Source organism: Kangiella taiwanensis, assembly GCF_020005165.1.
Lineage (GTDB): Bacteria > Pseudomonadota > Gammaproteobacteria > Enterobacterales > Kangiellaceae > Kangiella > Kangiella taiwanensis.
In genome coordinates this window covers 998,325-1,024,316 of sequence record NZ_JAHCLT010000001.1, presented here as the reverse complement: position 1 = coordinate 1,024,316, position 25,992 = coordinate 998,325, and the positions used below count along the sequence as shown (strand labels likewise).

The following is a 25,992-nucleotide window of genomic DNA, read 5'->3' as shown; positions in this document are numbered from 1 at the left end:
CTTTAAGTAGTTCTAAGTTTCGTTAAGTTAATTGATTACAAATGTAATCCAAAGTTAAAGATTACACCTGTAATCCTTATTATGCAAGTATATATTTGCAGTTTTTTGTGCAATGACTTAGAGTTCATGAAATCTTCAATAAACGACTAAAACAATGAACTTAAGCGTTAAAATTCTAATATTCATGGTTCTTGGGGCCATCGTTGGGGTGCTTTTCCTGCAGTTTGGTGATTATCAGTGTGCCAAAGATCTAGCAGAAGCAGAATGTCAGCTCATTCAAGAAAAGAGCTGGGCCTACACCTATTTTGTCGAGGGTTTGTTCAATATTGGCGGTAGCCTTTTCATTAACGCCTTGAAAATGCTGATGGTTCCATTGGTTTTAGTGTCGCTGGTTTGCGGGGTTTGCTCACTGGCTGATCCGTCTAAATTAGGTCGTTTAAGTTTAAAGTCAATTGGCCTGTACCTTCTCACTACCGCAATTGCGCTTACTCTAGCGTTAACGTTAGCTTCCATTTTCCAGCCTGGAGTCGGTATGCCGGTCGGTGAAGCCAGCTTTGATGCGAGCGATAAGCCGCCTTTGTCTGACGTTATCATCAATATTGTACCAACCAACCCTTTCGAGGCCATGGTTAGCGCTAATATGCTACAAATCATCGTCTTTGCGATATTAGTCGGTTTAGCCATTACCCTATCTGGCGAGCAAGGAAAGCGAATTGGTAACTGGTTTGAAGACGCTAACAAAGTAGTGATGGAATTGGTCAACATCATCATGCGATTCGCACCATACGGTGTTTTCTTTTTAATCGCTAAAACCTTTGCCACCTTCCCGTTCTCGGACTTGGTTGGCTCATTGGGCAGCTACTTTATTCTTGTCATCGTTGGGTTATTACTCCATGCCTTGCTGACCTACAGCGTACTGATCACACTGTTTACGCGCTTGAATCCGATTAAATTCTTCAAAGGCATGTGGCCAGCGATGTTAACAGCCTTCGGTACTTCAAGCAGTAACGCAACGCTTCCAGTAACCATGCGCTGCGCAGAGACGAACCTTGGCGTTCATAAAAACACCTTCTCGTTCACCTTACCGCTAGGCGCCACTATCAACATGGATGGCACGGCAATCATGCAGGGTATTGCCACGCTCTTCATTGCGCAGGCTTACAGCGTTGACCTCAGCATGGCGCAACTGTTAACGGTTGTACTCACGGCAACCCTAGCCTCTATCGGTACCGCAGGTGTTCCGAGCGTTGGCTTGATTCTTCTTGCTGGTGTTCTGACACAGGTGAACTTACCAGTAGAAGCTATCGGTATGATTCTTGGTATCGATCGTTTACTGGATATGACGAGAACCGCTGTCAATATTACGGGCGACGCCGCGGTGACCACTATCGTCGCTAAGTCAGAAGACGAGATAGACCTTGAGACGTTTAACGATACCAATAACCGCAGTAACTTCGACGATTAACTCTTATCTTTAAAGTTAAAGGGCAGAACTAACTGCCCTTTAACACCATGGCTACTGTAACTAGAAACTAGCCATAAACAAATTACCCATAAACAAACGTTACAGTTCCAATATCTTCTAAGTTTTTACAATGGCTTTTTAAGTCAGCTGGTGTAATAAAGTCAGCTTGATACTTTTTCGCCAGCGCAAATCGTTTCTCCGCAGAATCCCAGTCTTCAGGCTTTAAACCTAATGCCTTAGCGTTCATGGTAAAGAACAGATCTAAGAAGCTATCGCTGACACTGACCAGCTCCCCAAATAGGTGATTATGTTCATCCATGTTTAGCAATTTAGACTCGTCATCATACGATTCGATAAGCAACTTGATGTCTTCTGATGTAGGTTCAGAAATATCTTCTGTCTGAAGTGTCGTCACTGGCTTTGAAGCCAGTTTGCTGTTTGTCAGGCAGTAATCGATTAGAGTGGTTTCTTGTGCTAATGACTTTGCCTGCAAATTTCCTCCCTCAACCTCTAAAGCATATTGCTCGCCAGCTTCTTCAAAACAAGTCGCTACAAACTGCGAACAAATAAAGTAACGGGTACCGGCTTTATGAGTATGCTTATCGATGTACACTACGGCTTTCTTTAGGAAATAGAGTAATGTTCTATGGTAGAGATCATTGTCCGTCATTTTTTTGAAGAGCAACAAAAATCCAACCATTGCTAGCAGTTCCCAGTCATAGGCTGTGGACTCACCCTCATATTTTTTGGCGATATCTAAAACAGGCGATAGAGGTTGATCCGTTGTTGGCCTTCTAACATACCATAGTACAGGCTCTCCGCCCTGGTGTGTCATGGTGTGTCGCTCTATCCCCTTCAAGCCATCATCAATCAAGTAATGAACGTCATCAACCTTACCTAAATATAAAGCTCCATGCGTCACGTCCGAGTCCGTCAGCCACATAATAGCTTTGTCCAATGCCAAATGTAACGACATGTCTTTCCAGCCCTTGGGGCCCTGCATGACGAGAACGTCACCATCAACTAAATCGTTTAACGTTATTATTTTATTATCCGCGGTCATTATTATCTCCTTCAGTTTTATGAGCCTACATCATAAAGGCGGCAAGCTTTAAAGCCTATCACCCGAAAGAAGGATATGTTCAAACCTAAAGAAGTGTTTAGACAGCGATACCGGCTCGCTTAAGGCTAGCTAAATAATCATGCATCAATTCAGCAGGAACGATCTTACTCGCTACCCCCAGGCTCGCCTGAATAATCTGAGGAGTAATATTTAGGCGTTGAATGTCGGTAAGACAGGTTGATAAGCTCAATTGATCTTGCTCAATTTCAGCAATACTGATCAAGTTAAGGAGTAACGGGACTTTCGGTGAATCTTGATACATCAGCGCACGATGTGCGGCTTGCTTGCTGTTCTCATAATCTTTTGCACAGTAATAGAGAAGTGATAAAGCACCGTAACACAAGCCATCTGCCTCACTTCGAGGAAATTTACGCAGCATCTCATGATAAAGTTCAATGCCTTCTTGTGTATTTCCCTCTAGGGCGAGAACTTGCCCGAGAAAATGCATAGCTTTATATTGACAAGGGTTTGCCTCCAGAGAAGCACGCAAGTGTTTTTTTGCTAATTCCAGATCTGAGCTAAGCATCGCAAAGTAAGCAAAAGATAGCTGTGACCATGAGCTATCTGGGTTTATAGAAAAAGCTGTTTTGGATGATGCAGCCAACTCCATTAGCACATCCTTTTCGTTTTTCGCTTGGCCGAGAGTCACCATTCGATAGAGAAGCGACGACTTAATTGCATAAGGAAGGTGCCAGTTAGGACACTGCTCAATCAACAGTTGGCATAAAGCTAATGCTTTGTCCTGCTTATCAAAGCTTATCGATTCACTCAAAGCTAGCGCTTTTAGCAATAACTCTGATGGGCTAGCGTGCGAATCCTCAATACCCTCAACAAAATGCATCAACATCTGCCGATAACATTGTACGACCGTTTGCACTAAGCCGTCTGTATTGCCTTCAGCACTTTCATGTTCTTTCTTCTCTAACTGTCTTTGCGTACTACTCGCCTCGAATAAAACCACTTGCACCTTCGACTGATCGGCGGCACTGGCTTGAATCTTAACGCGATAGTCAGGTGACAACACTTGGCTTGAGTCTTGCTGAAAGTCTTTAGAAGGATTTGTGATGACTCCAATCGCTTCATAAGCATTCAGTAACTGTACAAAGTTTTCTGAAAATTGATTAAGTTGTGACGACGAACTTTCGACACAAAGCTCGACGAGAATACGCTCAGGAGAGGTGTCGTTCGACGAAGTTACTGCGGTTTCTGGCTGGTGACCTAGGTGTTGTTGAAAGAATACGGATGCTTCAGTACGGTTTGAAACGTTTAATCGCTCTAAAATCGTAGCAATATGAGTCTTTACTGTGTTGGGTGATATGGAAAGTAGTTGTGCAATATCACCGTTCGAGCAGCCTTTACTGACGAGCTCTAAGATTTCCTGTTGCCGACTGGTGAGATCGGACTGTTCCTGAGTTTTAGTCCCCATAAATCCATTATCCTTTCTTATTTATGGGGACATTATAACAAGATTTATATTAAATACTGCTGATAAAAAGCCAATTCGGCTTCAAAGGCCCGGATTATCGTCTCTGGCTTTCTAAACCCATGGCCCTCACCGTCAAAAGTAATGTATTCGTACGGTAACCCTTTGTTTTCTAAAGCGTTAACCATAGCTTGCGCTTGATTCGGTGGCACCACTTTATCCTCCAATCCTTGCAAAATTAAGATAGGACAGGATAGTTTCTCCGTATGATTGACAGGAGATCGCTCATGGTAAATCTCAGCCTTCTCAGGATAAGGGCCAACAACACTATCAAGATAACGAATCTCAAACTTGTGGCTATCTTGCGATAAAGACACTAAATCCGCCACGCCATAACGACTCATGCCGGCTTTAAAAGCATCATGGAAGGTTAGAGCACACAAAGTCGTGTAGCCGCCCGCAGAGCCTCCACGAATCGCCATTCGATCACCATCAATCAAGTCCTGCTCAGCTAAATACTGTCCCATAGCAATGCAGTCATCAACATCAACCAGCCCCCATTGCCCTTTCAGCTTGTCACGGTAGGCTCGACCGTAGCCTGTACTGCCTCGATAGTTAACGTCGGCTACAGCGAAGCCGCGGCTAGTCCAAAACTGCACTTTAGAGTCAAAGCCGCTATCTGCCATGGCTGTAGGGCCACCATGGCTCATGACGATGAGGGGCGGACGTTCACCCTCAGGTCCTTGAAACTGACTATTGATTGGTGGATAAAAGAATCCATGTGCTTTATCACCACCAGAGGTTGGGAAACTAACGTGTTTGGCTTTCGATATATCGTCATCACGAGTATTTTGTTCAAGCTCTGACAAGACTCTGCGGTCAATAATCTGATAACGATCACCGAGCGTAAGCTGGATTACTGATTCGGGCTGTGTCGGGTTAGCTGCTAAAAAGTAAACCCGAATATCATTTTGGTTTGAGCTAACCACCATCTGCCCACTAAACGCCGTCCATTCATCAGTCAGCAATGTGATACGTTTAGTGTCCAAATCGATAAGGTATAACGCTTGATTGCCCTCCTGTGTGCCAATCGCTAATAAGGTTTTCTCATCCAACTGTTGCCATACGCGACAACCAAAGATCCATTGTGGCAACGCGAATTCTATATGTTCAGGCTCATGCAACACATCGGATGCACCCTCCTGGTACAGATGCCACCAGCCGTCATAATCGGCAGCATAAAGCAGCTCATTTTGCTGCGTCCAGTCGGGTTGATAGGCTGAAAGCTTACCTTGCCTCACCACAGCTTTAGGGTTCTTGATCTGCCCATTCGTGATATCCGCAGTCCAAACCTCTGTTTCATCCCAAGGCATGTTGGGGTGATTCCAGCACAACCAGCTTAAGCGCTTTCCATCAGGACTGATTCTGGGGTTAGAGTAGAAGTCATAACCTTCAGCAACGATCTCGATAGTCTGTGATCCATCAAGAGCAATTTTTACTAACTCATTGAGCACCTCATCTGACTCGTGACGCTCACGAACACAAATCGTGAACTCTGATGCTGAGTCAATTGTGCCGTCGTTATAACGCCAGCTTCTTTTACTGGGTGGCTCAGGCGTTAATGCTAAAACTTCTAAAGTCTTCAAATCTTGGCGATACAATTGTTGATGCTCATCATCAACAAATAGTAGATAGTCTTGATTCAGCCAAAAATCGCCGCCTCCATACTCATGAACCCGGGTTCTGACGTTATAACCGTCAGGGGTGATATCTTTTCGCTCACCATCTTTATACCGAACAATCACTCCCCTTCCCTGTTCTTCTGGCCGTCCCTCTAACCAATACAATGCTTCCGTGGTTGCTTGGATTTGGCCAAGTCGGGTTGACTTGCTGGCTAACTGTTCAGCGCTAATTGAAGAATCCCACAAGCCATAAGCTTTTACTGTTTTCTGTTGTTCAGTCATACACTCTATCGGTTAATTAATGTGAATTTCATATAAAACTTCATCGAGGCGGCTTAGCTCGAGCTCACGCCACCTAGGATGTGAATCCAATATACTGATACGATCAAGTTCTTGGATGGATGCCTGAGGAAATAGCTGTTGAAGTTCTTGTTTCGACACAAAGAAAGGTGGCCCAGACATTTCCTCGATGTCATAGTCCATAGTAACAAGCAGTATGTTGCCACCTGGCGATAAAAAGCTGGCTAGATGTTGAGCATATGAAGGCCTTAAGTCATCGGGAAGTGCGACCAAAGCTGCACGATCAAAAATGATTGCAAACTCACCTAAATCTTCCTTTGACAGCTCAAAGAAATCACCACACCACACATCAATACGTTCAGAACGGTATCGTGTTGATGTGCCAGACTTTATCACTTGAGGTTGTATACCACTATCACTAAAAAATGACTCGACAGCTACCGGGTTAAATTCAACACCGATGGCTGAAACGCCCTGCTGAGCTAAGAAGTTAAGGTCTTGGGTCTTACCACAAAGTGGTAGTAGCGCTCGAGAATGCTGGGCAACGTGCCGAGAAAAATAATTGACTAAGAAATGATGGGGAGCCGTTAAGTGGAACGGTTGCGTTGGACGTGCCCAGCAGTTATCCCAAAAATCGTAATCCATAGCTCCCCGTTTTCAATAATTACTTAAATAGATCTTGTCTTGAAGAGCGATGAATCAGCTTAGTAATCAGCTTTTCGACACCGCGCGTCAAGCTAACCGATAAGCGCTCACTGATGGGCTTCTTAATGGTGTACTTAACTGCGTATACGTCTTTCTCTTCCAAAGCCTTCACAATTAAATCATCACTGGTTCCTAGGTCATCTACTAAGCCCAACTCTTTGGCTTTAGTACCATACCAATGCTCACCAGTAGCCACTTTTTCCAGATCAAGCTCAGGACGATTCTGATTAATAAACGACTTAAATAGCTGGTGCGTTTCTTCAAGGTCTTCTTTAAATTTATCACGGCCATGTGAAGTGTTTTCGCCAAACATGGTCAAAGTACGCTTAAAGTCACCCGCCGTATGCTGCTCATAATCCACGTAGGATTTTTTCAACAAACGGTTAAAGTTCGGAAGTTCAGCGACCACTCCAATAGAGCCGATTACTGCAAATGGTGCTGCAGTAATCGTATCGCCAACACACGCCATCATGTAGCCGCCACTCGCCGCCACTTCGTCAACAGCAATCGTTAGCTTATGTCCAGCTTGTCGAATACGCTGCAATTGCGATGCCGCAAGACCATACGAATGTACCATGCCCCCGGGACTTTTCAGGCGTAACATGACTTCATCGCCTTTGTTGGCGGCGGATAGAATCGCAGTGATTTCTTCGCGCATTGACTCGACGTCACTGGCCTCTACATCACCATCAAACTCAATCACATACACTCGAAGCTTGTCATCAGCTTCTGATGACTCACCACCATCACCCTCAGACTCTTGCTTTCCAGCTTTCTTTTGTGCTTTTAACTGCTGCTTTTCTTGTTTATCCTTTTTCTTATCTTCTTGCTTTTCATGTTTTAAAGCCTGCTTATACTGATGCTTCGACATGACTTCGTTTTTAATGGTCTGGCTATTATCCTTAATCGTCTCACCCAGATTGGTAACTTTAATCTCGCCCCTAGTTACCGCTTGCTGGCGATGGCCAGCGTTGATGATCATGGCTAATATCACCATGATACCTACAATAATGGTCGCGGTTTTTAACAAAAATAAGCCGTACTCAGTGATGAACTCTATCATAATAACCTTTAATTAATGCTTGTCGGTTACTCCGTGCGACACGACTAAGCTTTAGCGTAAACAGTGATTTTACTGTAATTTGCTACAAATTGGATCAGAAACAATCACCCACAAAAAAGCCCTCACGAGGAGGGCTTTTCATCCTAATGGATAAGTCCTTACGGTTCAATCAAAGAAGGATCCGTAATTTCAATCAAAGTACCGCCAGAAGCGATAAACTTAGCCGTCGCATTCTGGATTAGTGTGGTCTGATCTAGGAACTGAGTTGCACCGCCAGGGCCAGCTGGCGTCAATGGCGTTGCGTGAGTACCTGTTGAAACCTTAATAGAACCACGGGCTTGCATTGCAGTATCCGTAACAACTGGCAAGCCGTACAGTGCTGCATGTGGCGTGTTACCTGCCAGTGGCGCGCCATCTACAAGGTTTGGTACTACCGTGTCGCCTTGAACCTGAATGCCTAGCGTTGGCTTATTGTTAGCAATCGCTATCGCTGCATAGTTTACTGGGTCAGCTGAATCAACCACCGTTTGCGCTGCAAACATAAATGGTGCCAATACTTCAGTAGCAAATGCAGGATCATCAACGGCGATGCCTGTTGACGCTGATAAACCACCACGAATCACAGGACCAAAGGTTGGTGACCCGTTAAGAAGTTGTGCAATACTGCCTGAAGTAGTCGCTAATACGCCCTGCTTCACGTTGGCAGACAAAGCCATGTAGTCTGAACCAACAATTCCGCCTAGTGAATGACCGAAGAAACTAATGTTATCAGGGTCAAAGTCAGGCGTCGTGTCACCATCAACGTCCATATTGCCAATTTCAGCTTCTAGAGCCAATAGGTCTAGAGCACCTTGACGCACGTTGTCACGCGAGACTAATAGATTTTGTAAGTTAATAAAGTGAGCACCTGAATCATCAGCCATGCCGTCTTGGCCTGGTTGAGTTGGGCTTGAGTCATTGACTACGTAATCTACGCCAAAAGTACGTTCACGCACACCACCTGGCGCATAATCTTCGAAAATACCAATTAAACCACCGCTCGCTTGCTGTAGGCCTAAGTGAACTTGATTATCAGCAGCGATGCCGTGCAATGGTAAATCCATTGAAACGACTGCAGTACAAGCGCTCGCCATAGTATCAGCGATACCTAACATGGCGGTACGGTCACTAGTAATACCGTGCTGGAAAATCATTACAGGGTAAGGCTTAGGACACTGTGGGTTCTTAGGTAAAGAAACCAGTAGTGGAACCGTCTCATCACCAGTTTTCTGTGGTAGAGGGTTAGCGTAGGTAATATTTCCACCAGCGAATGGATTCGCCATCATGCCGCCCTGACCATCTGGTACCATGTCCGCGCCGACCCACTGAGCATTCAATGGTGCAGTAGGGTTAGCCATTGATGGTGCTGACAATAAATAAGGTAATGAGAACTCGCCCTTATAGAGGTTTGCTGCTCCAATACCAGTAAATGGTGTGGTGTCAGTCATTAAGCTTGAGAAGCTTGATGCGCCAGCTGTAGCCAAAGGCGAATCGACATAAACCGTTTTAGACGCAACTAAAGAGTCCGCCACTGATTGGACTGTAAATTGATAAGCAAGAACTACGTCTTCACGCACAACACCTGAACTTTCCGCAGCGGCCAACATCGCGTTGACTAACTGGCGAACCGGCTCTAGGCCTGCTGTGGCCGAACCTTCTGGAATTGGGTCAGTTGATTTAGCAATCGAAAACTGAGTATCAGAAATTATCGCGTTCCCGTTAACATCAGTAACACCATTCGTAACCACGACCATATAGCTTGCTTGAGGTTCTAGTGGTGCTAGAGGCACAACGCCAATAGCAGCTGGACCATTCGGCACTGCCACAAACTCTGTACCAGCAGTTAGCTCAGCTTCAACGCCTGTCACAGGGCCTGTTGGACCAGGAATACCTGGAGCAACTTCTCCGCGAGCAGTCGTTACCTTGAAAACACGAACGTTTTGACCTGGAGCGATAGAACTACCATCGATCGCACCGCGAAACTCTATGTTAAATGGTGCGTGTGTAGACCAACCGTCAAGACCGCTGACAGCATTCTGCGGATCAGACATATCTGTAGGATCATCGGTCGGGATGTTCAAAGTTAAGTCCGCAGAACCGCTGAATAATAAGTCGTTAGGAACTGGAATTTCACCATCCCCAGGAGCATAAACTGGAGCAATAAATTTTGTACTACCGCCACCTGAACCCGGTACTTTTGGTTCTGCAGGCCCATCACTACACGCAGTCAGCACAAGGCTACTGATTAGCGCGACTCCGTAAAATGCTTTTTTCATTTCTAACTCCCGTTTTGGTGAAACGTTTTATACGGTTTTAGTAACCGATAGTTATGTTTATATAAAAAACTGTTCTAATTCAGAAAATTAATCTAATCCTACTCTGTAAAGCCCCCTATTGGCAAGTGGACTTACCAGATGAAAGTTAGCCAATTTCGCTAAAGGATGTCATCTCACCTTTGGCTTTATTCCACAGCTCTCCGCTTTGATGTCCGTATTCCCAAAGAATCTCTACCGCCTTGTCGGCATCTTGTTCTTTAATTGCAGCTTCTAACTGGCGGTAATAATTATGAGCTAGTCGGCGTGTTTGCTCCCAACCGAAATAAAAACGTCCAATTTTGTAATACACAGACTCAAAACCGTTAAGCAATAAGGTATAAATAGGATTGCCTGACGCTCGTGTCGCCGAGTGATGGAAGTGCCAATCAAAATCAATGTAGGCCTCAGCGGTATTCGCCACACTATCAAGGCCCGACAGCACTTCGAGTAACAACTCAGGATTATTTTTTACGGAATCTCGTAAGAAGATGCTCGCAATTGAGGTTCGTGCACGTAGTAAGTTATCTGCTAATGTCATCGAGCCTGCGTCATCTAAAGTAACCAAGGTATCGAGTACATTAAGTGTTGCAGACTGCCAGATATCATTAACCTTCGTTGGCTTGCCGTGCTGAATAGTCAGCCAACCATCGCGCGCCAAGCGTTGTAACACTTCGCGCAGGGTAGTCCTCGTGACCCCTATAATTTCTGCCAGCTCTCTCTCTGCCGGTAAAATAGAGCCTGCTGGAAACTTGCCATTCCAAATAGACTCAACGATATATTGCTCAGCAAATGCTGCTGGCGTTAGTGCTTTAGCTGTAGAAGCCATCAGCGATCCCCGCTTGTATTAATATTGAAATAACTGGTAAGAGGACATCTCTCACCTTGTTTGTAGCATATAGTGTGGAGCTTTTCCAGCGGCAACAAGGTGCTACCGCGATTCTCAGAGCTGGTGGCAACTTTGTAGTACCAAGCTCCTAAATGTAATTATCAGTATACAATCGCAGTAAAATACCCTAAAAGCCAATAAAGATAAACCTTATTACTATAACCACAGATTAAACCTAGAGGTCTAACTTAGGTATATTCACCACTTTTTAAAAACTCGATATCTCTATTGCCCCTTGAATCTTAACGCCCTTAAACTTTCATTAACTAAACATTAACCCAGAATGCTAGCCAAAGCAGGCGACTATACATAGACTTAAGCTGTGCTTTTAAAGCCACAATAAGATTAAAACAATTTGAAAACATAACCTACTCGAAGGAGATCTAGAATGAAATCATTACTTGCGGCAGTTATTGCTTTATTCATTGGCATTGGTTATTCATCAGTGAGCAACATAACGAGTGACACAACTTCAGCAACAAATCTGATGTCGTTTCAAGCAGATGAGCCGCCAGCGACAGGCAACGATAGTGAAGACACCTCAGAGCGTGGCTTGATGTGCCGCTTATTCGGTTACTTCTGTTAAGCTACTGGCCATTGGTAGAAAGCCTTGAAATCGAATCTTCAAGGCTTTAATCGTACTAACGATGACTGCGCTTGAGTGTTACGCTGATAGAGCAACTTATCAGCTTGATGGGAAATGGAAATGAGCCAAGGTGAGCCGTAATAACGCTGAATGAACTCGCGTTTTTGGGTCTGTAGGTCATACCGATAAATTGCCATCTTAGGGAATTTATCGGATAAATAATACAAATCACCCTCTCTCAAATAAATGCTGTTGCTACTAAAAACATCAATATTATCAACAACTAAAACTTCCTGCTTAGAGTCGTAACGTTGATACCACAATCCTTTAGCATGGTATTTCAGATAAAAAATTCCCTGTTGTTCTGGCGACTCAAAAGCTCCATAACCACCTTTTTGAGTCAATCTTTCAACTTCAGCGGTCCCCGAAAGTGGCGTACGATAGATTTGCCAGTCGCCATCTCTATCCGATGAAAACAATACCTGCTTTCCGTCAGCAGTCCAGGACTCGCCTTCTACAGACTCGCCAGCACGAGCTTCATACACAGCAGTTAGCAAAGGCTCCTTATCCTCAATATTGAGAACATACAGTGTTCGGTTGTGCATAAATAACAACGCCTGATCCGAAGGAGACCAGCGCAAGCGGCGAATATCAAAATTGCTTTCGAATTGAGTCAGCTGTCTTTCTCTACCATCGGTACTTTTAAGCCAAACTTGGGCCTCCCCCGTTCTTCTGGAAACGAAAGCAATTCGGTCTGACGTGTTGGCATATTCAGCATAATTATCAATTGAGCTCGAAGAGATAACGGTTAGTGCTTTTTGAGACTCATTAAGTTCGCGCCCGAGCGCTTCTGCCACAATATCCACGACCTTGCGCCCTGTCACCACAACTAACTCCTTATTGACCGGTGAGTAGGTCGGGAATGTTATGGCGTCTACGCTTTTAGCAATATTCTTCTCGATTTTTATCGACAAATCATAAGCGTCGATTTCTTTAGAGTTACGGTTGTAAATCAATGAACGGCCATCATTTGACCAATCAAAGTATCGATTCCAGCCGACAAGTTTGCGTTCCGTTTCACTGGTTAACGTGCCTAGCTCCATCACATCGATGTGGCTATCACGCCAATTCACATCTCTTTGGATAGCCAGACGCTGATTGTCAGGAGATAGCTTAATACTCAAGGCTCCCCGGCTTTCTCCTTGAGTATAATTTGTCAGCTGCTCTGTTTTTCCCGTCTGAATCGTCAACCTAAACACTTGTAACGGTGACACTTTCGTTTCTGCGCTGGTATAGAACACATGCTTATCATCACCTGACCAAGCTAAGTCGTTATGCTGAAGCACGCCCGAACATTGCGTCAAAGTTCCTTCAGAAAAGTTGCTGGCTTGGGCAAAATCGTCCACAACGGGTACATTCACAACGTCTATCAAACAACGCTGATTATCGTATCGTATTAAGGCCAATTGTTGGCCATTAGGCAACCAAGTTGGGCTGAGCTCATCCGTTAAGTCATCAGTAATCTGGTACATGCGACCATCAATTAATGACTCGACATAAATATCCCAGCTTCCTCCAGTTTTTTCTTGGTAGCTAAAAGCCACATAATTACCATTGGGAGAAAAGCTAGGATCGCGAATTGTTCCTTCTAACGTGATAAGCGGAGTGGCCCGATAAAAGCTGGTCATTGAGTGGTAAAAGTAAAACTTCACCGCAAAAACACTGATAACCATCAAAACTACGACAGCCACAGCCCATTTAATCGCTTTTGACCACTTAAGTTTCAGGGCTTTAGTCTTCCTGTTAGTGTTTGAGGCAGCGCTTAAGGTGAGCTCTTGCTCGTGCTCAGTTAACTCCGTATTAAAAGACTCCAAAAGAAGCTCTTGACTGTTCGAGCGCTCTTGCTTTGGCTGTCTGAGCTGGTGCTCTACAGTACAAACCAACTGATAGCCTTTCTTCCGAATTGTTTTGATGTATTCCTGTGTCGTATCTTTAGCGAGAGTTTGACGTAATTTATTAATGATGCGATAAACCGCGTGGTCACCAACAACCCTACCCTTCCAGACAGCATCGATAAGACGGTCCCGACTAACCACCTCATCAGGGTGCTCGGCAAAAAAAACCAACACATCCATGGCCAGTGGCTCTATAAAGAAATCCGTGTCATCGAAACGTAATTTGTTGTTATCGGGATAAACGTACCAATTCCCAATTTTGATTGTTGTGGGCATACAGTAGAGGCTTCTCTTTCAGCTATACAGTTACAAACAGCGCAAATTATTGATTATAAAAGTAAAATACTATTTTTCTAATTGTGTAATTAAACTACCATTAAATTACAATTAACGAAATATCACAACGACATCAGCTAAGTTTTTACCGAATGTGAGACTTTTTTATTGCCTAATTCACAAATAAAAAAGGTTGATACAATCTATGAAAACATTGAAATGTCTCACGGTTGCCTCATTGGTGCCCTTGCTATGGATTTCCTCAGCACAGGCTCAAGAGAAAACTACCGTAAAAAGTCAAAAAGCTGAGATCCAAAGAATCGAGCCTTGTTTAGAGCCACTAAGCGAACCAGGTCAAATTCAACCCAGCAATGAACTCACTCCAATCGATGACTGCGATGGTGGCGGTGGCTCAACAGGGCCTTATGCTCCTCCAGGCACTCCAAGTAACTTGAAACACCCAAACTATACTAACGATAACAATTATCGTGTGACTTGGACTAGCGGTTACGGTGCTGGCTACCCCGTCCGTAACGAACTTTATCAGCAAACCAATAATGGTAGCTGGGTAAAAATATACGACGGTTACGGTAGCAGCAAATATATTTCTATAACGGGTAAAGCCTCAAAACGTTACCGTGTTCGCTCTTGTAATACCAAAGGTTGTAGTAGTTATCGCTACGGCAACAAAATGATTGTGAATCATAGTCCAAAACCGAATCTTTATTCAAAATACAATTTCTTGTCAACGTTAGACCAAAAAACAGCAGCCTATAAATCCTCTGCTCAAAGCTTCAAAAGCGCTTTGATTCGTGAAGATGTTGTTGGTCAATCAAGTGGCGCTTTTACCACCACAAGTGGTGATGAACGTTTCTATCTAGGTGATGGCTATGACTTGGTACGTGGCGCTTTGAAAGAGACTTGCTTGAATGTAGAGCATCCTGACTTTGAGATTACACAAACAGCACCTCTTCAACCAAGTACCTTTAGCATCGACTACGTCAACGACAATAGACATTTAGCAGAGCTTCTAGAAGTGTCCTCTTCAGCTAAAGTTGGCTTTACCAGTGATGATTACAGCTTGGGCTTATCAGGCGAAAAAGAGCGTTACTCTAAATCTGTAACTGACGATCAGCATGTTCGATTTGTAGTAAAAGTTAAAAATCGTCGACAGTTTTGGAAATTAAACACTCCGACCGATGCAATTTATCCAGAACTAGTCAACCAGGTCTTATCACCAAATGACGACGAAGCTAAAGCAGATTTCCGTGAGCGTTGTGGTGATAATTTTATTAACAGTGCTAACTTAGGTTCTGCTTTATACTTGGTATTCGTGTTTGATGCTAAGAAATATAGCTATGAAGAACGTGAGAGTAAAAAAGCTGAGTTAGGATTGAAAATCACTGAATACTTCTCCGCAGGTGGAGCCGTATCTTCATCTTACTCATTAGAGCAAACGTTAAATAATCTTCAAGTTACGATTAACGCTGATCAAGTCGGTGGGCCTCCAGGCTTAGCCGCTAGCATCACTACTTCAAACGTCACTGATAAGTACAATCAGTTTGTTCAAGACACAAACTCTAGCAACTGGGCAGCGGTGGACTTCTCTACCAATAACTACCAGCGTCCAACGGTTTATAACAATTATAGTCACTCAGAGATCTTTGCAGATTACCGCGGTAACCAAGGAATTCTTGCACAAATGAAGCGTTGGCTAGATCTTAGTGTGCAGCACAAAGAACGTTGCTCACCATGGGCAGACTATGATCAATCGACACCATCACAGTGTGGATCGTCTGAAGCAGAGTTGAGCATTGCCATGGATGCCTGCCGTGATACGCGTGAGTGGGCTAACTGTAAACACCCAAGTGTCTACACCACAGGCAGTGTCAATACAACAGGCTCAAATATCAACCTTTATAACTGGCTCAATGCTAACGTTAAAAAATTGAACCGCGAAGAAGCCTCTCAATATTATGATCACCACGTTCACAAAGGCTCGATTTATGTGAATGATCAAACATGCTTATCATCAAGCGCCTGTTTTGCAAACAAACATCGCGGTAGTGGCGTAGGAATGGGTAATGGCTTCAATGTGACCACGTTCTATTACGACAACCCTAAAGGCTCCAATAGAAAGCACAGCATCTCTCCTCAAAGCTGCGTTCGCTCTGAGGTTAACTTGAAAACTGGTACCGGCTGGTTCAGCGACACCACAGCTGACTGGGAATATCGAGTAAACTTTGAAGGTGTATGCCCAGAAACAGAAAACTTTGTTTTAGTTCTATAAGTGTTAACAATAAAAATACCGCTAGTAGCATACTGACCCAAATCACCATACTACCTGATAATTGTGTTCTCGAAAGAATACCGTCTGGCTCATGGCGAGAAATAATACCTAACACACCATTCACGCCGCGCATAAAGACACCGCGAACCGCTCGGTCAATCGCCCAGAACATATTAAAGAATGGCGTTAATATCGCCGGGAATAACCGACGATAGAACCAATCAATATCTAAGTTAACTGAAGGTAATTCTGGCGGATACATCTTCTTCAGGTTAAGCCATACAAAAGCCAACGCTGAGAAGAACAGTAACTGCGTCTGCGTCAGTACGTGTGTCGCGTCGTAAGGGTTGTAGCCCGTGTCGAACGGCAGCAAGCTATACAGCGCCTGCGGGTAAACACCAATAGCGATACACAGAACCGCAGCAATAGTCATGGCGAATAGCATATTCTTTGGTGGCTCAGTGGTACGAATACCTGAATCATGCGCAAAGAATGCAAAGTATGGGATCTTGATACCTGCATGGTGGAATACACCTGCTGCCGAGAACAGTAGCAACAACCACGCCCAACCATAACCGTTGTTTAAGGCAGCCGACATCACCATCGATTTACTGACGAAACCGCTAAACAACGGGAACGCTGAAATCGACGCAGCACCGACCATACACAAAATCGCCGTCTTAGGCATGGTCTTATACAAACCACCTAAGCGCGAACCGTCTATCTTTCCTGTCATGTGCAATACCGCACCCATCGACATGAACAGCAAGCCTTTAAACAGAATGTCGTTGAAAGCGTGTGAAACAGCCCCGTTGACCGCTAACGCGGTACCAATACCGATACCCACCACCATAAAGCCAATCTGGTTGATCATGCTGTATGCCAATACGCGACGCAGATCGTTTTCAATCACCGCGAAGAAGATTGGGAAACACGCCATAATCACGCCGATATAGACCAATAACTCAGTCCCTGGATAGGCTCGTGCTAATGCGTATACCGCCACTTTGGTGGTAAAGGCACTTAAGAATACGGTGCCTGTTGGTGTCGCTTCTGGATAAGCATCCGTCACCCAGTTGTGAAGCATCGGGAAGGCACACTTAATACCAAAGGCGATAAAGATTAACCAGCTGGCCGTATCATTCAGTCCAATAAACTCGAAATCAATCGACTGATGCACATGAGCATAGAAGATGATACCTGCTAACAATATAACACCAGATAGAACTTGAATGATCAGATACCGTAAACCCGCCAAGTAAGCGCGCTCAGTACGTCTTGCCCAAATCAAGAACACCGATGTTACCGCTAGTAATTCCCAGAACACGAATAGGGTTAATAAATCACCTGCAAACACAGCGCCCACAGCACTACCCGCATAGAGCAAACCACTAACTTGCTGTAGCGTGTCTTTGACATGCAACGCAAACAACATGCAGATAAATGCCGCGATATGGAAAATATACCCAAACAGTAGGCTCAACTTATCAACTTCAAACACTTCCAACTGGAAGTTCAAGAAATTAAAGCTCAAAATGGTTCCTGCTGGTACCGTCAATAAGTGCAAACCACTCAACACAGGCGTCAGCAATAATACTGCCTGACGAAGTTTACCCTTGGTTACCAGCGCAATTAACGCGCCAATAAAAAATGGAACAAACGCCGGCAACTCAGCCATCCACATGGTTGCCTCCTTGCTTTTGCTCAGCTTGGTTTGATTCGCTGTCAGCATCTGCAGTCGACTCACTCTTCGCTGGAGCCGGATGCTGCTTTTTCTCTAATTTGTCGTAATAATCTTCGTCACGCATTAAGAAGGTTCTCATCCACTTAGCGACCAATACCAATAACACACAGCCGATAAAGCCGTAGATTGGGTAGAAGGCAAATAAATCTTCCCACGAATGATAAATATGGCGATGAATGACAAATTCCAATAACACCAATACGGCACAGCAGACGTACAAGCCATACAGAATGCGCTTCACATTCTTGGGGTTATCAAATAAGTACTTTTTTTCGCTATTGTTATTACTCTCGTGATTAGCCATTCGTACCTCCAGCGACGCTCGCAAGCGACTCAGCTAGCCCGTAGAAGACTTGCGGCCAGAAAAATAAAACCAGTGTCATAATCGCAGTAATGCTCAATGCTAATAAACTTGGCCAAGGCGCTTCTTTGATGTGCTCGCGTTTAATTGAAACCACACTTCTGTTGCCATCAAAGAAAGCTCGTAAAGGAATCGGTAGTAAGTATGCGATATTCAACAGCGAACTGATCATCAGCACGATCATCACTGCCCATTGATGCGCTTCGAGCGATCCCATCAATAAATACCACTTACTCCACATACCCGCAGCAGGCGGTAAACCAATAATGCTCATGCTGCCGATAAAGAACGCAATCATGGTAATTGGCATAGTTTTACCCAAGCCACGCATATCGCTAATTTCTGTTTTATGGGCTGCGACCATGATCGCACCTGCACAGAAGAACAACGTAATCTTACCGAAAGCATGCGCTACGATATGCATCGCACCACCAAGCACGCCAGCCTGTGTCGCGAGCAAAGCACCGACGGTAATGTAACCCAGCTGCCCTACTGTCGAGTAAGCTAACCGCTTCTTAAGGTTGTCCTGACGCATGGCTACCAGCGACGCAAGCAAGACGCCAGCCGTAGCCAAATAAAGCAACCAGTCAGTCACGTCTAAATCGGCCAATAAGTCGATGCCGAAGACATAAACGCAAACTTTCAATATGGTGAACACACCCGCTTTAACCACAGCTACAGCATGGAGCAACGCACTCACTGGCGTTGGCGCTACCATCGCTGCTGGTAACCAACGGTGGAATGGCATCACTGCCGCTTTACCGATACCGAAGATAAATAACACCAGCAACACCGACATCATCGTTTTAGAGGTTGTGCTGTCGAACACACCTCCTTGTGCAAAGGTTAAAGTGCCGGCCTCTGCCCATGTGCCAATAATCGCGAACAGGAAGAATAAAATCGAGGTCGATAGCAAGATCGACAAATAAACTCGACCACCGTGACGCGCCTTATCCGTACCAGCGTGAGTCACTAGCGGATAGGTCGATAGCGTTAATACTTCATAGAAAACGAACAATGTAAAAAGGTTATCCGCAAAGGCCAAGCCCATCACACCCGAAATCGCCACCGCAAAACAGGTGTAGAATCGAGTTTGGTTGGCTTCACCGTGGCCACGCATGTAACCGATGGCATAGATCGAGGTCACCAGCCATAAAGAGCCAGCAACCAAGCTGAATAAAACACCCAAAGGCTCTGCTCTAAAGGCGATATCCAGCCCCGGCATCAACTCCCACCAATGGACATAACTACCACTTGTCGCATCAAAACCTTGGTAGAACGCAACCACCGCAATGAGCAGCAAAGCGCCTACGATCAAGGTCGAGGCTTCACGTAAGTTTGGCTTCTTATGGAACAGTAGAATCCCTGGGATTGCCAACAAAGGCAATATGATGATCCACTGCATTAACGTTTCTTGATTCATCATGTCACCCATTACTCAGCCACTCCAAACAACAGCTCTGCCGTTGCCTCAGACACACCAGCGGTAAAGCTGGTATCAATACCAAAGTAAATATTCGCTAACACGAAAATCCACGCTGGAATTAAGATGGCGAGCGGCGCCTCTTTGTATGACTGATTATTTTGTAGCGCAGGCTTAAAGTAAGCCACCTCAACAATCCGCCAGATATAAGCGATAGCGAGTAGCGAACCGATTAAAACCAGCACCGCAATTGGCCACCAGTTGCTTTCTAGAAGTGCTAACACCAAATACCACTTACTGACGAAACCAACCGTTAACGGCACACCAATCAAGCTCAAGCCACCAATCACAATCGCCGCCATGGTCCAAGGCATCTGTCGCCCTAGCCCTGCAAACGCTTTAATGTTGACGCTACCAACACGGTAAACCACGCCGGCTAACGCCAAGAAAATCGCACTTTTCATTAGGGCATGGTTAAACAGGTGCAACATGGTCGCAGTTAAACCGGTTTTGGTACCGATGCCAATACCTAGGATCATGTAGCCAATTTGACTGACACTGGAGTAAGCGAATAGGCGCTTCACGTTGGTTTGATAAATTGCCACAATCGAAGCGGCGATAATCCCCAGCAAGCCTAAGCTGACTAAAATTTCTGTCAACGGCAGGTGCGAGAACGAAAACTCGAAACCGTACACCGAGAAAATAAAGCGCAATAGTACGTAAATCGCTACTTTGGTCGCGGTCGCTGCCAAAAATACCGTCGCGATAGAAGGCGCGTAAGCATAGGCATTCGGTAGCCATAAATGCAGCGGGAACAAAGCAAGCTTTAAGCAAACACCAACCAAGAAGAAGGCAAAGGCCGTAAAGACGGTTTTTGTATGCTCAACTTCTGGCAAACGCTCCGCCAAGTCGTACATGTTCAAGGTACCTGTCATCATGTACATCAAGCCAATACCGATCAGAATAAAGGTCGCACCGATAGTGCCCATGATCAAGTATTGATACGAAGCCCACAACGAACGCCGGTCATTACCCATAGCAATCATGGTATACGACGCTAACGACGAAATTTCCAAGAAGACGAAGACGTTAAACGCATCACCAGTCGTCACAATGCCCAGCAAGCCCGTCAAACACAGCATGTAGGCGATGTAGAAGTAGGTAATTTTTGACTCTGAAATTTCTTTGGTCAGGCTTTTACCTGCCGCCATCAAGGTGATGGTGCTGATCGACGTCACTAAAATTAACAAATACGCATTGAGCTTATCAATACGGTACTCGATGCCAACCGGTGCATCCCAGCCACCCAGCGAATAGACCAGTGTGCCGTTTAAGTTGACTTGTTGTAGCAGCATAATACTGACCACAAAAGCCATGACGTTGGCGATTAAAACGAACCAACGAACCAGTCGAGCTTCTTTTAGAATAAAACAGATTGGAGCTGCAAGTAATGGAATAATTACCTGCAAAATCGGTAAATGTTGTATCACTCTGCAGAACCCTCTTGCTGTAAATCTTTTTCTTGAATCACATCTTCTTCAACCGTGCCGTAGGCTTCTTTAATGCGCACTGCGAGTGCTAAGCCTAAGGCTGTCGTCGCGACGCCAACCACAATCGCGGTCAGAATCAAAACGTGCGGCAAAGGGTTCGAATAAACCGTGTATTGATCGTTTAATATTGGAGCAGTACCGCCAATCACCTTACTCACACTGATATACAGGATAAATACCGATGTTTGGAAAATCGTCAACCCCATCAACTTTTTAACCAAGTTACCGTGTGCAATCACGATATAAAAACCACTCATCATGAGCAGAATCACAATCCAGTAATTGTATTGTTCTAAGAAATTCATGCAGTCCCCTCCTTCGTACCAGAATTGGAGTTGCTTTTGCCAATTCGTCTAGCAAAGGTTAAGAAGATCAGAATCATTGCTGTGGCGACAGTAATACCAACGCCAAGCTCAATAATAATAATACCGACGTGTTGCCCCGTGATGTCATTCTCGAACAAAGCATTGTAGTCGAGATAGTTACCGCCATTAAGCATACTGACAATACCCACACTGCCGTAAATCAATACACCCAGTGCAGCGAAGACTTTAACCACGGGCATTGAAACTGCTTTACGCGTTTGTTCAACGCCAAACAACATCGCGTACAAAATAATTGCTGATGCGAAAATCACCCCCGCCTGGAAGCCGCCACCCGGCCCATACTCACCGTGGAACTGAACATACAGGGCAAACAGCATAATAGGCGGAATTAAGATCTTACTGACAATGCGTAAAATCTTGTGCTGGAACATAGGCGCAGGCTTTTCCGTGATATCGCTTTCTTTACGCGAAAACTCCAACAAGGCTAAAACGCCAACAACAGCAGTGAACACCACCACGACTTCACCAAAGGTATCGAACCCTCGATAGCTCGCTAAAACCGAGGTCACGATGTTTGGAATATCAATATCTTCACCTGACTGCATAATGTAGTAAGGCGCGACATGCACTTGCGCTGGCGCAACATCTGAACCAAACGCAGGCATATCCATGGTACCGATAATGAGCATCACACCAGTAACCGCGACCACACAGAGTGCAATGAGAGGATGGTGCAATTTACGATTTTCATAACGCCCAGTCATAGTGAGGGTCGTCACCATCAAGATGGTCGAAATACCTGCACCAACTGCAGCTTCTGTGAAGGCCACATCCACCGCATCCATCAATACGAAAAATGCCGCAGATAGAAGGCTATAAATACCGGTTAACATCACTGAGGCGAATAGGTCCTTAGTGAAGGCTAAGGACAGAGCAGTAATTGCTAGGAACGCCAACAGGATGACATTAATTAAAATCTCTATGGCTCTACTCCTTATCTTTTTCTGATTCGAACGCGCTAGATTGGCGTCCAAAATTATTCAACACATCAGCATCCTGCTCATCTTGTTTGTTCCCAAGCTTGGGTCTCAAACCACCATGCAGTGCGGCTTTAGCCAAAGCATGGCTGCCCGTTGGACTCGTAATCAAAATAAACAACAGCACCAAAACTAATTTCACTAAAACCAGGTACTGACCTTCGATTTGAAGCATTAAGCCCAAGAGAATCAAGGTGCCGCCTAGCGTATCGGTGACACTAGCAGCATGCATTCTGCTGAAAAAATCTGGAAAACGGTGCATGCCGATAGCGCCTGACACACAAATGAAGCCACCTAAAACCAACAGCCCCCAACTCAAACCATCAAGAAGTTCACTCATAAGTTCTCCTCGCTTTCTTTTGTAGTAGCGGCTTTAGAATCAGCACTTTTTTCAACGACATCCACTTGCTTGTATTCAAAGAAACGCAATACACCGATCATGGCAATAAAGTTAATCAAAGCGTAGACCAAGGCGATATCCAAAAACTCTGGACGCCCCATGAGAAAACCTAAGACAGCGATGAACAAAACAGTTTTTGTACCAAACACATTGACCGACAAAATACGGTCATACAGTGTTGGCCCCATGAAGGCTCGCAATAAAGCAAGCGCCATGGCAACTAAAATAGCAATAGCAGCGGCTAGAAACATTATTCCTCCAAGCGCTTAACACGACGATCCATCTCGCCACCTTGCAGGTAACGGATACCGTCGTAAGACAATGCATAAACAATCAGAGTATCGCCTTGAATATCCAACGTTGTGGTTCCAGGCGTTAATGTAATTGAGTTAGCGTAAATGGTTTGGCCCATCTCAGTTTTCTGACTGGTTGGGATACGTGCCACAACAGGATTGATCGCCTTCGGTCCTTGCCAAATACGTTTAACCACAGTGATATTAGATTGAACCAGTGTTTTCAAAAGCCACAACCAATACACGATGATGCGGCGACTAACGCTCAATGGCTGTGACTCTTCATCAACAATACCAAGTCGGTAAGCCATAAAGACAACAAAAGCAACTGACACGGCGCCAAGTGACAACAACAAACCGTTAAAGTAACCCGAATTACCGATCCATATAAGCGACAGCACGACAATCAAACTGATAATGTAACGAAGGCTGATATTTTTTTTCATCTCGTCTTAACGTACCTAATCCGAACAATAAAAAAGCTCCGCAAGTGCAAGGAGCCTTCACCACAAAAAGTGTGTGGTTCACAACAAACTCAAATGATTGTAGCAACCCCCAAAATACCGCGCAAGCAACCCCCAGACTACTTTCTGAGCAAAACGCAGCTCTCGATAACTACATAAATAAGCTGTATAGATTGTGCAATTTTTTTGAGGTTTTGAGCAGCGATAAAACGAATTGAAACGTTTTGAGAGCTAAAAAGATGCAAACAGAGTAAAATGCAGGCTGTACAAAACGGCTCAAATTGATTATTTTTTGAACCGTATTACAGCGATACAAGGCAAGTTTTTCAATTTTTGGACTAGTTATTCTCACGAGACCCATAAGAAAAACTAATTGAAATTCTATTCCCAAAGAGCGTTAGTTAAACTTTTGAGTTTGGCGTTATGGGCTTTAAGCTCTTCATCAGATGCTTGAATGACCTTCAAACTCGGGCGGTTCGTGCCAATTTTCCTGACGGGCAACTCACCCGTTTCTGCACTTGGGCTAGATTGTCGTCCGAGCGTCAGATTGGTTTGACCGCCAGTCATTCTTAAGTAAACGTCGGCTAGAATTTCGGAATCCAGTAAAGCGCCATGTAACTCACGGTGACTATTGTCGATTTCATAGCGCTTACATAGCGCATCTAGACTGTTACGCTGCCCGGGGTGCATTTGACGCGCTAATACTAAAGTGTCTAAAACCGAACAGTAATCTGTGGTTTTACCTTTTGATGGATCCCATAACTTGAGTTCATGATCGATAAAACCGACATCGAACGGTGCGTTATGGATGACTAGCTCGGCGCCATCAATATACTCTAAAAACTGTGGCGCAATATCTTCAAACCTTGGTTTGTCCTCTAGAAATTCATTGGTGATACCATGCACTTCAATCGCACCCTCGTCGATGTCACGATCAGGCTTGATGTATTGATGATAATGATTGCCTGTGAGTTTACGATTGACCAACTCAACGCAACCGATCTCGATGATACGATGCCCGTCTGCAGGCTCTAGACCCGTGGTTTCAGTATCCAGTACAATTTGTCTCATGCGCTACCTACTTATTCTCTTTCAAAGCTTTTTCAACGCCTAAATTGGCCAGTTCATCCGCTATTTCGTTTTCAGCGTGCCCGCTATGGCCTTTAACCCAGTGCCAGTTAACTCGATGCTTAGCGACTTGTTCGTCCAAAGCTTGCCACAGGTCTTGATTCTTTACCGGCTTTTTAGATGCCGTTTTCCAACCTTTGGCTTTCCAGCCCTCAAGCCACTGATTAATACCGTTTTTGACATATACCGAATCCGTGGTTAACTCAACGCTGCAAGGCCGTTTCAAGGCTTTTAGCGCCTCAATAGCCGCCGTTAGTTCCATCCGGTTGTTGGTGGTTTCGAGTTCCCCACCGTATAAACGTTTCTCATGTTTCCCATAGCGCAGCAAAGCACCCCAGCCACCAGGGCCAGGATTACCTTTGCAGGCACCATCGGTATAAATTTCTATTGTTTTCAAAATATGAAACAGCCTTATTGTGAGCGTTAAATATTGGCTAATTTGCCACCAATCGCCAGCGCTTCTTGTTCCAGCGGGCGTAATGGCGTCATTGTAGAGACTTTCTTTTGCGCTTTGACCATGTAAGCAATAGGTGCTGAGAGCCAAGCCTTAGACATGTCTGACTTTTTCTCAAACTCTTTAAAGCCGCGCCACCAAGGACAGCCCACCACTTCAGTTTCTAATGTTTTGAACCCCAGCAGGTTCAGCCACTCCTCGTAGCGATGAATACCAATGGTGTGAGCCGGTAACTCTTTTTTGGTTCGAGACAAACGTCCACGAGCCTTCAGCATCCACGGATTCAGGGGGGCGTACAATAACGCATACAAAATGCCTTGCGGTGCTAAAGCACGATGCACCTCGCCCAACAGCACGCTCGGTTGCTCGGCATATTCAAAGACATTACTGAGTACGACGGCTTGTATTGAGTCCGTCATTATCGGCAACTCATCAGGTTTCGCCTCTACTGAGTGACACAAACCATCTCCCAGGCGCACATGATACTCGAAAACATTGTCAGGCAAGCTCAAACTTTGTGTCAAACTGTCGAGAGTCAGCAGGTAGCCTCCATGGTACTCTTCCATGTGCAGCTGCAACCACTCCTGCCAGAGATACCGTAACCGGTTCCCCGCGGGCATTTTAGGCCAACTCAACTCAAATAATCGTTCCATTGCTACCCGTTTGTTGCTAGGTTTTAGCCTGTCTTGTAGAGTATTCTCATG

Annotated in this window: 23 protein-coding genes; 3 read left to right on the top strand and 20 right to left on the bottom strand. The window is 44.9% G+C overall.

The genetic code is table 11. The annotated features are described in order from the left end of the window. Positions 1 to 154 precede the first annotated feature (154 nt). The gene (locus KFK88_RS04885) at positions 155 to 1,465 is read left to right on the top strand and encodes a dicarboxylate/amino acid:cation symporter (protein ID WP_223577529.1); all 1,311 of its coding nucleotides are present in this window, start codon (positions 155 to 157) and stop codon (positions 1,463 to 1,465) included. 82 nt (positions 1,466 to 1,547) lie between these two features. On the opposite strand, the gene KFK88_RS04880 is transcribed toward KFK88_RS04885, so the two are convergent. The 7 genes from KFK88_RS04880 to fadR all read right to left on the bottom strand — a co-directional run bounded on the left by KFK88_RS04880 (position 1,548) and on the right by fadR (position 10,941). Continuing rightward, on the bottom strand, positions 1,548 to 2,528 hold the full coding sequence (locus KFK88_RS04880) for a hypothetical protein (protein ID WP_223577528.1): 981 nt from the start codon (positions 2,526 to 2,528) through the stop codon (positions 1,548 to 1,550). A gap of 97 nt (positions 2,529 to 2,625) precedes the next feature. Further along, positions 2,626 to 4,014: a response regulator transcription factor gene (locus KFK88_RS04875; RefSeq protein WP_223577527.1), complete on the bottom strand. Its 1,389-nt coding sequence runs from the start codon at positions 4,012 to 4,014 to the stop codon at positions 2,626 to 2,628. Positions 4,015 to 4,058: 44 nt separating this feature from the next. Continuing rightward, positions 4,059 to 5,975, bottom strand: coding sequence for a S9 family peptidase (locus KFK88_RS04870; protein WP_223577526.1), 1,917 nt, complete (start codon positions 5,973 to 5,975; stop codon positions 4,059 to 4,061). Positions 5,976 to 5,987: 12 nt separating this feature from the next. Next, complete coding sequence (gene tmpT / locus KFK88_RS04865) at positions 5,988 to 6,638, bottom strand: thiopurine S-methyltransferase (RefSeq protein ID WP_223577525.1); 651 nt, start codon at positions 6,636 to 6,638, stop codon at positions 5,988 to 5,990. Between the two features lie 19 nt (positions 6,639 to 6,657). Beyond that, positions 6,658 to 7,758, bottom strand: coding sequence for a protease SohB (sohB, locus tag KFK88_RS04860; protein WP_345251991.1), 1,101 nt, complete (start codon positions 7,756 to 7,758; stop codon positions 6,658 to 6,660). A 161-nt stretch (positions 7,759 to 7,919) separates the two neighbouring features. Then, the gene (locus tag KFK88_RS04855; RefSeq protein ID WP_223577523.1) at positions 7,920 to 10,076 is read right to left on the bottom strand and encodes a hypothetical protein; all 2,157 of its coding nucleotides are present in this window, start codon (positions 10,074 to 10,076) and stop codon (positions 7,920 to 7,922) included. Between the two features lie 145 nt (positions 10,077 to 10,221). Beyond that, positions 10,222 to 10,941, bottom strand: coding sequence for a fatty acid metabolism transcriptional regulator FadR (fadR, locus tag KFK88_RS04850; protein WP_223577522.1), 720 nt, complete (start codon positions 10,939 to 10,941; stop codon positions 10,222 to 10,224). 448 nt (positions 10,942 to 11,389) lie between these two features. Here fadR and KFK88_RS04845 point away from each other — a divergent pair, with 448 nt between their 5' ends. Continuing rightward, positions 11,390 to 11,587, top strand: a complete 198-nt coding sequence (locus KFK88_RS04845; protein WP_223577521.1) for a hypothetical protein — start codon at positions 11,390 to 11,392, stop codon at positions 11,585 to 11,587. A gap of 38 nt (positions 11,588 to 11,625) precedes the next feature. Here the strand turns inward: KFK88_RS04845 and KFK88_RS04840 are convergent, their stop codons facing one another. Further along, the gene (locus KFK88_RS04840; protein WP_223577520.1) at positions 11,626 to 13,818 is read right to left on the bottom strand and encodes a winged helix-turn-helix domain-containing protein; all 2,193 of its coding nucleotides are present in this window, start codon (positions 13,816 to 13,818) and stop codon (positions 11,626 to 11,628) included. 205 nt (positions 13,819 to 14,023) lie between these two features. Between KFK88_RS04840 and KFK88_RS04835 the strand changes: the two genes are divergently transcribed. After that, positions 14,024 to 16,108: a fibronectin type III domain-containing protein gene (locus KFK88_RS04835; RefSeq protein WP_223577519.1), complete on the top strand. Its 2,085-nt coding sequence runs from the start codon at positions 14,024 to 14,026 to the stop codon at positions 16,106 to 16,108. On the opposite strand, the gene KFK88_RS04830 is transcribed toward KFK88_RS04835, so the two are convergent. The 12 genes from KFK88_RS04830 to KFK88_RS04775 form a co-directional block, all read right to left on the bottom strand. Continuing rightward, positions 16,023 to 17,792 carry a Na(+)/H(+) antiporter subunit D gene (locus KFK88_RS04830; protein WP_223577518.1) on the bottom strand — a complete coding sequence of 590 codons (1,770 nt, stop codon included), beginning with the start codon at positions 17,790 to 17,792 and terminating at the stop codon, positions 16,023 to 16,025. The genes KFK88_RS04835 and KFK88_RS04830 overlap by 86 nt on opposite strands. After that, positions 17,779 to 18,156, bottom strand: coding sequence for a hypothetical protein (locus tag KFK88_RS04825; RefSeq protein ID WP_223577517.1), 378 nt, complete (start codon positions 18,154 to 18,156; stop codon positions 17,779 to 17,781). Before KFK88_RS04825 ends, KFK88_RS04830 begins: the two co-directional genes overlap by 14 nt. Continuing rightward, entirely contained in the window at positions 18,149 to 19,639 is a 1,491-nt protein-coding gene (locus KFK88_RS04820) for a monovalent cation/H+ antiporter subunit D family protein (protein ID WP_345251993.1), read from the bottom strand. Before KFK88_RS04820 ends, KFK88_RS04825 begins: the two co-directional genes overlap by 8 nt. An 8-nt stretch (positions 19,640 to 19,647) precedes the next feature. After that, positions 19,648 to 21,126 (bottom strand): monovalent cation/H+ antiporter subunit D family protein, encoded by a 1,479-nt coding sequence (locus tag KFK88_RS04815; RefSeq protein WP_223577515.1) that lies wholly within the window; start codon positions 21,124 to 21,126, stop codon positions 19,648 to 19,650. Beyond that, positions 21,123 to 21,491, bottom strand: coding sequence for a cation:proton antiporter subunit C (locus KFK88_RS04810; RefSeq protein WP_223577514.1), 369 nt, complete (start codon positions 21,489 to 21,491; stop codon positions 21,123 to 21,125). Before KFK88_RS04810 ends, KFK88_RS04815 begins: the two co-directional genes overlap by 4 nt. Further along, positions 21,488 to 22,471, bottom strand: a complete 984-nt coding sequence (locus KFK88_RS04805; RefSeq protein WP_425559478.1) for a Na(+)/H(+) antiporter subunit B — start codon at positions 22,469 to 22,471, stop codon at positions 21,488 to 21,490. Before KFK88_RS04805 ends, KFK88_RS04810 begins: the two co-directional genes overlap by 4 nt. A 28-nt stretch (positions 22,472 to 22,499) precedes the next feature. Beyond that, positions 22,500 to 22,889, bottom strand: a complete 390-nt coding sequence (gene mnhG, locus KFK88_RS04800) for a monovalent cation/H(+) antiporter subunit G (RefSeq protein WP_223577512.1) — start codon at positions 22,887 to 22,889, stop codon at positions 22,500 to 22,502. Next, complete coding sequence (locus KFK88_RS04795) at positions 22,886 to 23,200, bottom strand: monovalent cation/H+ antiporter complex subunit F (protein ID WP_223577511.1); 315 nt, start codon at positions 23,198 to 23,200, stop codon at positions 22,886 to 22,888. Before KFK88_RS04795 ends, mnhG begins: the two co-directional genes overlap by 4 nt. Beyond that, positions 23,200 to 23,688 carry a Na+/H+ antiporter subunit E gene (locus tag KFK88_RS04790; protein ID WP_223577510.1) on the bottom strand — a complete coding sequence of 163 codons (489 nt, stop codon included), beginning with the start codon at positions 23,686 to 23,688 and terminating at the stop codon, positions 23,200 to 23,202. The genes KFK88_RS04795 and KFK88_RS04790 overlap by 1 nt, the downstream gene beginning before the upstream one ends. Positions 23,689 to 24,087: 399 nt before the next feature. Further along, positions 24,088 to 24,777: a DNA polymerase III subunit epsilon gene (gene dnaQ, locus KFK88_RS04785; protein ID WP_223577509.1), complete on the bottom strand. Its 690-nt coding sequence runs from the start codon at positions 24,775 to 24,777 to the stop codon at positions 24,088 to 24,090. Between the two features lie 7 nt (positions 24,778 to 24,784). Then, complete coding sequence (gene rnhA, locus KFK88_RS04780; RefSeq protein ID WP_223577508.1) at positions 24,785 to 25,231, bottom strand: ribonuclease HI; 447 nt, start codon at positions 25,229 to 25,231, stop codon at positions 24,785 to 24,787. 26 nt (positions 25,232 to 25,257) lie between these two features. Beyond that, positions 25,258 to 25,941 (bottom strand): methyltransferase domain-containing protein, encoded by a 684-nt coding sequence (locus tag KFK88_RS04775; protein WP_223577507.1) that lies wholly within the window; start codon positions 25,939 to 25,941, stop codon positions 25,258 to 25,260. Between the last annotated feature and the right edge of the window lie 51 nt (positions 25,942 to 25,992).

Excerpts from the sequence above, each read along its gene's own strand:
- KFK88_RS04885 (WP_223577529.1), top strand. The coding sequence starts at position 155 with ATGAACTTAAGCGTTAAAATTCTAATATTCATGGTTCTTGGGGCCATC.
- KFK88_RS04880 (WP_223577528.1), bottom strand. The coding sequence starts at position 2,528 with ATGACCGCGGATAATAAAATAATAACGTTAAACGATTTAGTTGATGGT.
- KFK88_RS04875 (WP_223577527.1), bottom strand. The coding sequence starts at position 4,014 with ATGGGGACTAAAACTCAGGAACAGTCCGATCTCACCAGTCGGCAACAG.
- KFK88_RS04870 (WP_223577526.1), bottom strand. The coding sequence starts at position 5,975 with ATGACTGAACAACAGAAAACAGTAAAAGCTTATGGCTTGTGGGATTCT.
- tmpT (WP_223577525.1), bottom strand. The coding sequence starts at position 6,638 with ATGGATTACGATTTTTGGGATAACTGCTGGGCACGTCCAACGCAACCG.
- KFK88_RS04855 (WP_223577523.1), bottom strand. The coding sequence starts at position 10,076 with ATGAAAAAAGCATTTTACGGAGTCGCGCTAATCAGTAGCCTTGTGCTG.
- fadR (WP_223577522.1), bottom strand. The coding sequence starts at position 10,941 with ATGGCTTCTACAGCTAAAGCACTAACGCCAGCAGCATTTGCTGAGCAA.
- KFK88_RS04845 (WP_223577521.1), top strand. The coding sequence starts at position 11,390 with ATGAAATCATTACTTGCGGCAGTTATTGCTTTATTCATTGGCATTGGT.
- KFK88_RS04840 (WP_223577520.1), bottom strand. The coding sequence starts at position 13,818 with ATGCCCACAACAATCAAAATTGGGAATTGGTACGTTTATCCCGATAAC.
- KFK88_RS04835 (WP_223577519.1), top strand. The coding sequence starts at position 14,024 with ATGAAAACATTGAAATGTCTCACGGTTGCCTCATTGGTGCCCTTGCTA.
- KFK88_RS04830 (WP_223577518.1), bottom strand. The coding sequence starts at position 17,792 with ATGTGGATGGCTGAGTTGCCGGCGTTTGTTCCATTTTTTATTGGCGCG.
- KFK88_RS04825 (WP_223577517.1), bottom strand. The coding sequence starts at position 18,156 with ATGGCTAATCACGAGAGTAATAACAATAGCGAAAAAAAGTACTTATTT.
- KFK88_RS04820 (WP_345251993.1), bottom strand. The coding sequence starts at position 19,639 with ATGATGAATCAAGAAACGTTAATGCAGTGGATCATCATATTGCCTTTG.
- KFK88_RS04810 (WP_223577514.1), bottom strand. The coding sequence starts at position 21,491 with ATGAATTTCTTAGAACAATACAATTACTGGATTGTGATTCTGCTCATG.
- mnhG (WP_223577512.1), bottom strand. The coding sequence starts at position 22,889 with ATGAGTGAACTTCTTGATGGTTTGAGTTGGGGGCTGTTGGTTTTAGGT.
- KFK88_RS04795 (WP_223577511.1), bottom strand. The coding sequence starts at position 23,200 with ATGTTTCTAGCCGCTGCTATTGCTATTTTAGTTGCCATGGCGCTTGCT.
- KFK88_RS04790 (WP_223577510.1), bottom strand. The coding sequence starts at position 23,688 with ATGAAAAAAAATATCAGCCTTCGTTACATTATCAGTTTGATTGTCGTG.
- dnaQ (WP_223577509.1), bottom strand. The coding sequence starts at position 24,777 with ATGAGACAAATTGTACTGGATACTGAAACCACGGGTCTAGAGCCTGCA.
- KFK88_RS04775 (WP_223577507.1), bottom strand. The coding sequence starts at position 25,941 with ATGGAACGATTATTTGAGTTGAGTTGGCCTAAAATGCCCGCGGGGAAC.